Annotated in this window: 3 protein-coding genes; 1 reads left to right on the top strand and 2 read right to left on the bottom strand. The window is 76.4% G+C overall.

Translation table 11 applies throughout. The features are described from left to right. Positions 1-13 precede the first annotated feature (13 nt). Together DZG00_RS15825 and DZG00_RS15820 are read right to left on the bottom strand one after the other, a co-directional pair. A complete protein-coding gene (locus DZG00_RS15825; RefSeq protein WP_119382377.1) occupies positions 14-301 on the bottom strand; it encodes a hypothetical protein in 288 nt (95 codons plus the stop codon). 10 nt (positions 302-311) lie between these two features. Beyond that, complete coding sequence (locus DZG00_RS15820; RefSeq protein WP_094115501.1) at positions 312-536, bottom strand: DUF3107 domain-containing protein; 225 nt, start codon at positions 534-536, stop codon at positions 312-314. Between the two features lie 160 nt (positions 537-696). On the opposite strand from DZG00_RS15820, the gene DZG00_RS15815 reads away from it, so the two are divergent. Next, positions 697-942 (top strand): UvrD-helicase domain-containing protein (locus DZG00_RS15815; RefSeq protein WP_147360083.1); only part of this gene is annotated, 246 nt, incomplete at its 3' end.

Raw genomic sequence — 942 nt, 5'->3', positions numbered from 1 at the left:
GTGCGGGTGCGGATCAGCCGCCGATCGCGGCCAGGTCGCGGGCGTCCGCGGATGCGCGCCGCCGGCCGACGGCCAGGTCGGCGCCCGCGGCGACGAGCGCCGAGAGCGCGAGCGTGGCGATCCAGATGACGCCCTGGTCCCAGCGGAGGCCGGCCCACGTGAGCGCGACCCACGCGACCATGGCCGCGATCGTGCCGACGGCCGGGACCAGCAGCGCGCCGTGCGTGCCGCGGTGGGGGAGCGCGTAGCGCGCGACGAGGCCGATGAGGGCGCCGAAGATCGCGACGAACAGGAGCTCCACGGGCGTCGGGCTAGCGGACGAAGCCGATGCGCGGGGCGTCGGCGCTGCCGAGCTCCACGTAGGCGAGGTGGGCGGTGACGGCGAGGTGGGTCGCGCCCTTCTCGTCGGTGAAGGAGATGAAGGGCGCGGCGTCGCGGACGGCCGCGGTGACGGTCTCCTGGACCTCCTCGGGCGTCTGCTTGGTGCTGAAGGAGAGCTCGCGGGCGGTGTTGACGAGGCCGATACGGATTTCCACGGGAGGTGCCTTTCGATGCGTCGGATGCGACGGTGCTCCCTCAGGCTAGGGCACCCGCGCGCGCGGCCCTGCGGCGTTCACTGAGGGCGGACGGGCGGGCGCGCGTGGGGCGCCGATCCGCGGATCCGCCGCCGTCGGGGGCCGCAGGTAGCGTGGGCGCGTGACCATCAGGGGATTCCGCCAGCCGCCAGCCTCCGCCGCCGACGGCCCGGCCCCCGCGGTGGAGCTGGACCCCTCGCAGCGCGCCGTCGTGGAGCTGCCCGTCGGGGTGAGCGCCGCGGTCATCGGCGCGCCCGGCTCGGGGCGCACCACGACGCTGCGCGAGCTCGTCGCCGAGCGCATCCTCGTCCAGGGGCTCGACCCCGCCGAGGTGCTGGTGCTCGCGCCGTCGCGCGCCGCGGCCACG

Source organism: Clavibacter lycopersici (assembly GCF_003576405.1).
GTDB classification, from domain to species: Bacteria; Actinomycetota; Actinomycetes; order Actinomycetales; family Microbacteriaceae; genus Clavibacter; species Clavibacter lycopersici.
Note: the sequence above shows the minus strand (reverse complement) of the source record. Positions and strands in the feature narration are given on the sequence as shown.